The sequence below is a fragment of the Halomonas llamarensis genome (assembly GCF_023555005.1).
GTDB classification, from domain to species: Bacteria; Pseudomonadota; Gammaproteobacteria; order Pseudomonadales; family Halomonadaceae; genus Vreelandella; species Vreelandella llamarensis.
In genome coordinates, this window is record NZ_JAMJPJ010000050.1 from 1 (window position 1) to 8,182 (window position 8,182).

Annotated in this window: 6 protein-coding genes and 1 pseudogene; 5 read left to right on the plus strand and 2 right to left on the minus strand. The window is 51.3% G+C overall.

Annotated elements, in window-relative coordinates:
- Positions 1 to 281 (plus strand): PD-(D/E)XK nuclease domain-containing protein (locus M8006_RS17015; RefSeq protein WP_250084312.1); only part of this gene is annotated, 281 nt, incomplete at its 5' end.
- A 21-nt stretch (positions 282 to 302) separates the two neighbouring features.
- Here M8006_RS17015 and M8006_RS17025 read toward each other — a convergent pair.
- Positions 303 to 1,964: pseudogene (locus tag M8006_RS17025) on the minus strand (cyclic peptide export ABC transporter).
- Between the two features lie 215 nt (positions 1,965 to 2,179).
- Here M8006_RS17025 and M8006_RS17030 point away from each other — a divergent pair.
- From M8006_RS17030 to M8006_RS17045, 4 genes are all read left to right on the plus strand, one after another.
- The gene (locus tag M8006_RS17030; RefSeq protein WP_250084313.1) at positions 2,180 to 3,292 is read left to right on the plus strand and encodes a GNAT family N-acetyltransferase; all 1,113 of its coding nucleotides are present in this window, start codon (positions 2,180 to 2,182) and stop codon (positions 3,290 to 3,292) included.
- A 23-nt stretch (positions 3,293 to 3,315) separates the two neighbouring features.
- Positions 3,316 to 4,608, plus strand: coding sequence for a lysine N(6)-hydroxylase/L-ornithine N(5)-oxygenase family protein (locus M8006_RS17035; protein WP_250084314.1), 1,293 nt, complete (start codon positions 3,316 to 3,318; stop codon positions 4,606 to 4,608).
- A gap of 118 nt (positions 4,609 to 4,726) precedes the next feature.
- Entirely contained in the window at positions 4,727 to 6,856 is a 2,130-nt protein-coding gene (locus M8006_RS17040) for a TonB-dependent siderophore receptor (protein WP_250084315.1), read from the plus strand.
- 52 nt (positions 6,857 to 6,908) lie between these two features.
- Positions 6,909 to 7,877 carry an ABC transporter substrate-binding protein gene (locus M8006_RS17045; protein WP_250084316.1) on the plus strand — a complete coding sequence of 323 codons (969 nt, stop codon included), beginning with the start codon at positions 6,909 to 6,911 and terminating at the stop codon, positions 7,875 to 7,877.
- A 144-nt stretch (positions 7,878 to 8,021) separates the two neighbouring features.
- Here M8006_RS17045 and M8006_RS17050 read toward each other — a convergent pair.
- The coding region (locus tag M8006_RS17050) for a transposase domain-containing protein (RefSeq protein WP_250084317.1) at positions 8,022 to 8,182 on the minus strand (161 nt) is incomplete at its 5' end.

Below are 8,182 nucleotides of genomic sequence, written 5' to 3' on the forward strand. Positions count from 1 at the left end.
GCCACTTTGCCGCCCTGGGGGTGAGTGTGACGGTGGAAGACGCCAGCCACCATGGCAAGGTGGACATGAGCGTGGACTTTGGCGGGCATATCTACCTGTTTGAGTTCAAGGTGGTGGAGCAACTGCCCGAAGGCACGGCGCTGGCGCAAATCAAACACAAAGGCTACGCCGATAAACACCGTGCCTCCGGCAAACCCATTCACCTCATCGGCGTGGAGTTTTCCAGCATCCAGCGCCAGATTGTGGCGTTTGAGGTGGAGACTTTGGCTAAAAGCTCTTGAATCATCCCTGGCCCAACAACGCTACGGCAGTTCGCTTACCTCCACCTCAGCACTAGTTGGCTGTTCACCATCCACCGGCTCTGGCGCCAACAGCTTCCCGCTTTCCAGCCGCACCAATCGATCCGCGAGGTGGAAGTAGCGATCATCGTGGGTAATCACCAGCACTACCTTGCCCATGCGTTTTAGCTCGGGCAACACCTCTGTGTAGAACACCTCTTTGAATAACGGATCCTGATCCGCGGCCCATTCGTCAAACACCAGGAAGGGCCGATCTTCCAGGTAGGCCACTACCAGTGCCAAGCGCTTACGTTGTCCCTGGGAGAGCGCCTGGGTGGTGAAGGCACCGTTTTCGACCCGTACCTTGTGCTGCAGGTGCAGCTTGGCCAGCAGGCGATTGCCCTCTTCGTCGCGGTCTTACCGCGGCGCTTCCAACAGGCGCTCGAAAAGGTGGAAGTCAGAAAAGACGACCGAGAAGAGCTGCCGGTAGGCATCCCACCCATCCGCTTCGACAGGCTCGCCATTGAGCAACACCTCGCCACCATCCGGCGGATAAAGCCCCACCACCACTTTGGCCAGCGTGGTTTTGCCGCTGCCGTTGCCCCCCACCAGGAAAACCACTTCCCCCGGCGTAAAGCTTAAATTAATCGGCCCCAGCTCAAAGAAATCATCGCTCTGCTCGTGGTAGTACTGATGAGTGACGTCGCGCAACTCAAGACGCTGCAACGTAGGCATCTGGGTAGGCGCTTGCCTCTCCTGCCCCTGGGGCATCTCGCGGGTGATGTCATCAATTCGGCTAGCGGCTACCCGCGCCATATTGATCCGCGGAATATTCATTAGTAGCGCTTCAAGGGGCGTCACCATAAACACAAACACCAGCGCAAAGCCGGTCATGACCTGGGTTTGATCAGGCCCATCGCCCGCCAACACAAACAGCACCAGGCCAATGAAAGCGTACATCAGGAACTGTCCCCAGCTGGTCGAGATCACGAACAGCGACATGCCATAGGTGCGCAGCCGCCGCACGCCTTCAACTGACTCCCCCAGTATCTGGTCCATAAAGACCCCGCTCTTGCGCTGGTGCAGCCGCAGCTCTTTCGCCCCATCGGTCAGCGCGCGGAAATGACCAAACAAACGATCCTGCTCTGACGAGGCACTCTGGAGATAGTGAATAGCGCGTAAGTGCACCAGATGATAGCCGACAGCGCCCAACCCAATCACCCCCAGTGCAAACAAGAACACTTGCCATGACAGCATCGCCAGGTAGCCCAAGCACCCCACCACAATGACCGTATTGGTCAAAATCACCGGCAAACTAACGAACAGTACCGCCACGTTGTTGCTGTGCTCGGTGAGCGCCGACTGGATCCGCGCACTGCCCACACGCTCGAAGTGAGCAAAGGGCGTCTCGGCCACGCACTGGGCAATAAAACGGCGCAACTCCGCCAAGGCACGCTGCCCCAACCGCTCAAACAACGCCGTCGACACCATTCGACAGGCCATTAGGGCCAAAGCAATCCCTGCGAAAGCCCAAGCAGCACTGGCACGGCTAGCGGCATCGCTGTTTAGCGCTGTATTAATTTGAGCAATCAGCAGCACGCTGAAAAGCCCCGAGAGAATACTGGCCAGGGCAGCGGCGGTCATCAGCCCGCGGGTTCGACGAAACAGATAGGAAAGCACATTCACCTCGTTGGAAAGCGATTGAAAACCGGCAGCTACCTCTAAAGACGAATCACTCCCGCAAAAAGTTAATCAATTTTCATGTAAACAAGCCTCATTCTCATTCGTCCTTAGATAAGGAAGTCAGTAATGCCGCCCGTGGCAGGTAATTTTTACGGCTGCTTTTTCTTTGATTTTTCGATTCGTTTTTGTGATTCGTTCTTATTGATAGGAGCTTTGCGGTGTCCAGTTCTGTCCAGGCACAAATACAGGTAGACGTACCCTATGAAAGCCCCGCAGAAGCCTCGCTGCTCTCACGGCCCGAGGGTTATGGCTATCAAGTCGTTGGTGATTCCACCACGCAGTCACTGCTCGTTAAGGGTAATCAAGAGCGTCTTGAATGGTCATTGGTGGACGATAGCAACCACTTGACGCTGCGCTGGCCACAGCGCTCCGCTCCACCTCTCCCAGCGTTACTTGCGGCTATCGAAGGGGCCTTTGCCTGTTACCCGGCCACTGTTGCACTACGCCTTCAGCTACCCACTGTTGTGCATGCCAACCTGTGTGCAGCCGGCATCGCCGTTAAAGATAGCCATGGAGAACTCTGGGCCTACGCGGAGCTATTTTGGCAGCTGCCAACCCTTTGGCTCACCTCCCCCTCCATGTGCGCCTACCCGCAGCAACCCATCTTGGAGAACGGCAAGCGACATCCACGCCGGCCGCCGCGCCCCAGCGGCACGGTCTATCAGCGCCATATTCCCTGGCTGAATGCCACTCTGAGTTTTCGGGTACTTGACCTGGAACTTGACCTTGAACGCTTCAACCGCTGGATGAACGACCCGGTCGTCGCCCACTTCTGGGAGGAGCAGGGGGATTTGCAACAGCACCGCGAGCGGCTGGAGAGCACGCTGCAAAATCCCAGCGTGGTACCGCTGATCGGCTGTATTGACGGCGAACCCTTCGGCTACCTCGAGACCTACTGGGCCAAGGAGGATCGCATCGGCGCTTATTACGCTGCCGATGACTTTGATCGCGGCTGGCACGTACTCATCGGCGAAGCCGCTTTTCGCGGGCGGCCCTATGTCGCTGCCTGGATGCCCTCTATCTCGCACTACCTGTTTCTGGATGACTGCCGCACCCAGCGCCTGGTGATCGAACCCCGCGTGGATAACGCCAAGATGCTGCGCAACCTTGCCCAGTGCGGTTACGCGCATGTTAAGGCGTTCGATTTTCCCCATAAGCGGGCCATGCTCGGCATGCAGCTACGCGAACACTTTTTTAACGAGCGCAGTTGGATACCGCTGCCTCCGCACCCGGGGTCAGCGCCACGACCCGACCCACGCTTCACCCTATAGACACATCAGCCACGAGGACTCTTATGCATATTCACGATTTGATCGGCATCGGCTTCGGCCCCTCCAACATAGCCCTGGCCATTGCCCTCGACGAGCAACGCCAGTCAGGGCAAGCACGGGATGCCTTTTTTATTGAGCGTCAGCCCTGCTTTGCCTGGCACCCGCATATGCTGCTGGAAAATGCCCATATGCAGATCTCATTCCTCAAGGACCTGGTCACGCCGCGCAATCCAGGCAGCCGTTTCAGCTTTCTCAATTACCTTCACAGCAAAGGCCGCCTGCAGGACTTTATCAACCTGCAGACCTTCTTCCCCAGCCGCCACGAATTCAATGACTACCTAAGCTGGACGGCCAGCCACTTTGAACACCAGTGCGCCTACGGAGAGGATGTGTTTGAAGTGCTGCCCGAAACTGACAACGACGAGGTCGCCTACCTCCGCGTTCGTTCACGGGATGAGAGCGGTGCGGTGCAGGAAAGGCTCACCCGTTCACTGGTGGTCAGCGTAGGCGGCGCGCCCAATGTGCCTGAATGCTTCGCTGGGCTAAAAGACGACCCAAGGGTCTTCCACTCCAGCCACTACCTCCGGGAACTGGCGAAGCAAGACGCCCCCAAACGCATTGCGGTGATCGGTGCGGGCCAGAGCGCCGCTGAAATCTTCCTTGATCTGCACGGCCGCGAAGGCATTCAAGTGGATCTCATTAGCCGGGCATGGGCCTTTAAGCCTTCGGACGATAGCCCCTTCGTTAACGAGATATTCAATCCCGAATACACCGACTACGTGTTCAACAATCCCACCGGTCAGCGGGAAGCACTGCTGCAGGAGTACAAAAGCACCAACTACTCAGCGCCAGACTTGGCACTGATTCAGGAAATTTACGATGTGTTCTATCAGCAAAAAGTGACCGGCCAGGCCCGCCACCGCTTCCGTCGCCGTCATGAGGTTATCGGCAGTCAAGCAGGCCCAGAAGGCGTTGAGCTAAACGTGCGTGATTTGGAGACTGGCCATACGGATATCACCCGCTACGACGCCGTGGTGTTAGCCACCGGCTATGTACGCGACACCCATAAACAGCTACTGGCCCCCGTTGCGGACTACCTGCCTGATTTTGCCGTCAACCGCCACTATCAGCTCTATACCAAGCCTGAGTTCAAACCGGCTATTTTCCTGCAAGGCAGCTGCGAGCCCACCCACGGTTTAAGCGACACCCTGCTATCGATTTTGGCGGCACGGACGAGTGAGATTTGTGATGCACTAAATCAAACAACCGCCTTATCTACCTCCTCTCCCTGTAAGCAAGAAGTCACTGCGCCATAGTGTTAGGTCGTCCCGGTATTCACAAGGTATTGACATCGGGGCATGGCGACTCATAATGCAAACAATAACAATTAATATTTACACTAAATCAATTCAAACCTAAGCAAGGAGAACATTCATGAATCACCCCACTTTCCGCAAGCGGTGGCTCACGGCGGCTATTGCTGTGGCTGCCTGCAGCTCTTCGGCGTTTGCTCAGGAGGCAGATCAAGATTCATCTAATTTGCCAGTTGTCAGGGTAGTCGGCGAGGCAGTTTCTGAGCCTACTACCGAAGGCACTGGATCTTACACATCCAATAAAGTGACCATCGGTAAGCAAGATCAGTCTCTTAGGGAAATACCTCAATCTGTCAGTGTTGTTACCCGTAAGCGGATGAATGATCAGAATATGACAGATCTTCCCGATGTCATGTCACAGGTAACAGGAATATCTCAAAGAGGCGTTTCACCCTCAGCAAATGGCTTCATTTCCCGTGGATTTCTGATGGATACGCTGTTGCTTGACGGTAGCCCAATTGACACGGCGGCTGGCGTGACAGACACGGTCTTTGATACTGCCTTGCTGGATCGAGTAGAAGTCTTACGCGGCCCTTCAGGGCTTCTTCAAGGGTCCGGCGAACCGAGTGGCACCGTTAACCTGGTGCGTAAGCGCGCCCGAAAAGATTTTGGATTCCAATCTACCCTTTCCTATGGCTCTTGGGATAGTTATCGCGGCGAAGTCGATGTCACTGGCGCACTCGATGAAGCTGGCAAACTGCGGGGCCGGTTCGTTGGTGTGTATGACGATAGAGAAAGTTTCATCGATTTTAACTACGATAAAAACACAATTGGATATGGCACCCTGGAGTACGACCTTACGCCGAACACCACTTTATCCGGTGGCATAATCAACCAATCCGGTGAGTCCAGGCCTAATTTTGGACTCCCACAACTCCCTAATGGTGAGCTGATAGACGTTGATAGATCTACTTACCATGGCGCTCTATGGGATATTAAAGACGAGAGCGTCGAACGCTATTTTGCTGAACTAGAACATCAGTTCAGTAATGGTGGAGATTTTCGTCTAATCGCCAACCATCTTGAACGTGAAACAGATATTCAGCAGAGTTCCGCTGGCGTAAGCCTTCCAACGTCCAATACCGATAATTTGGAGATTAATCAGTGGCGAATTATTAGTGCCCGCGAAGACAGCTTCGTGGATGCAACGGTTTCTACTCCGGTTTCTCTTTTTGGGAAAACCCACGGTATCATGGTGGGGGCGAGTCATAAAGTTACCGATGGACAAGTAAACTTTAACTACGGAGAACCTCGCAGCCTGCAGCGTAATCTGGCTGATCCTAACCCCAATACGCCAAAGCCAACATTTGATCTCAACCAAATCACCAATACAAAAACAGAAGAGACGGGGTTATATAGCCAGCTAAATGTATCAATCCTAGAAAATACAACACTCATCGCAGGTGGTCGGCTGAGCTGGTTCCAAGTTGAAGATCGGTTAAACTCCTCCGAAGATTTCGATATTGATAGTGAGTTTACACCTTACGCAGGCTTGATCTACGACATAAATGATAGTATCTCAGCATACACAAGTTACACCGAGATATTTAAGCCACAGAGCTCACAAAATATTAGTGGCGACTTTCTTGAACCACGTACTGGTGAGCAACTTGAGCTAGGCCTAAAAGGTGGACCCTCAAGTGGTTTATTAAGTTGGCATGCTGCTGTTTTTCGTATTAATGATCAGAACCGTAGCGTTGCCGATATAGATAATCCTGGCTTTTCAGTTGCGAACGGTGAAGTTGAGAGTCAAGGATTTGAATTAGAGGTTACCGGACAACCCCTACCCCGTTGGGATGTTTCAGCAGGATATGCTTACACAACAACAGAGTTTGTAGATGATCCTGTTAAAGAGGGCCAAGATTTTTCCACTAACACGCCAGAGCACGATTTTAAGCTATGGACAAGCTATCACTTTTCAGATAATCCTGATGAAGGCTGGAGAGTTGGTGCCGGGTTAAACTATTCTAGCGGCTATTTTGTAGAATCTGGTGAAACCCGGTGGGAACAAGATAAATACACATTGCTTTCAGGCTTAATTGGATATCGCTTCAATCGCAGCCTAGACTTATCGCTTAAAGGCAACAATTTAAGTGACGAAAAATACTTTGGAGCGATGAGAGCTCGTGGTCGCAACAACTCTTATGGAGAGCCCCGCAACTTCACGTTCACCATGCGCTATCAATACTGAGCCTTCAAAACCTGTACAGGATATTTTCCTGTACAGGTTTTTATTTATATAAATGGTTTTTAACTATGAAAATATTCACAAAAGTCAAAACATGATTATATTTTATAAATACGCAAGAAAATTGCTCAAATATATATCCTCTATAGCAAAAGTTGCGATATTTTTCGTTTCTTTTTCTGTTTTCGGGGAAAAAAATAGTGACATCGGCACAATAGCAACTCTTGACCATGCTGTTGGAGAAACCCTTTTCGAGATTTTAGATTCTCCTGTTGCAATGGGAAGCGTAAGTAGCTATAGGAAGTGGGTAGGAGAAAACTCAATTCCAAAAGATCTCGTAAATATCGGGATCACTTATCAACCAAATAAAGAGCTTCTTTCAAAATTAGATATAACCTCAATTTTGATTCCGTTGCAATTCACATATTTAGAGAAAAGCCTATCAACGATAGCACCTGTTAAACAACTTTCACCTTACAACGTTAGCTCTATATCTGGCTGGAAAAAAATAATAAATTTTACTAAAGAGGTGGGGCTTTACTCAGATCGTAAGAATGAGGCCGAGTTAATGATTTCTGAAGCAGAAGAAGAATTATTTGAAATCCGCGAAAGAGCTGGTTCTATTTCTTCGCCCCTACTAATTGTTCAGTTTCTTGGCAAAAAACATGTTAGAGTTTATGCAGATAATAGCATGCCAGGAATAGTTCTGGACCGGCTTGGCTTACAAAATGCATGGAAAGGGAAATCCAACCGCTGGGGATTTTCAATCGTTAGTATTAGTGAATTATTTGATTATGATGATCATTTAGTCATCATTGACACTTCCCACTTAACGGGTCAAAAAATTCTTCAAGAAGGCGTCATGTTAAGTGATATTTGGAGCCGACTACCTAGTGTCCAAAAAAACAATTTTACTTTACTCAATGCTGATTTTTGGGTTTTTGGCGCTCTTCCATCAGCAATTCGTTTCGCAGACTCATTGGTTAATGTCTTGAACCCGCCTCATTCATCGCGGCGGTGGTAGTGCCATTATTGAGCGCTTTACGTCTGCATGGTGGATGCGTTGAGGCTATTTAACGTCTTACCGACGCGATGATTATGCGAGATAGGTTTTTAGTGTCCCGTTTTTATGTAAGCGAGCCATTAACCACATCTGGGCAGGCGTGGCTCAGCTGGGTAATGTGTCCTTCCAGTGCCAGGGTAGCAGCGTGGTGAGCTCGTCGTCGTTGAGCGTGGGCAATGTTTCGAAGACGTACCGCAGGTACTCATAGGGTGGGAGGCCATTGGCCTTGGCGGTTTCGATCAAGCTGTAGATCGCCGCGCTGGCAT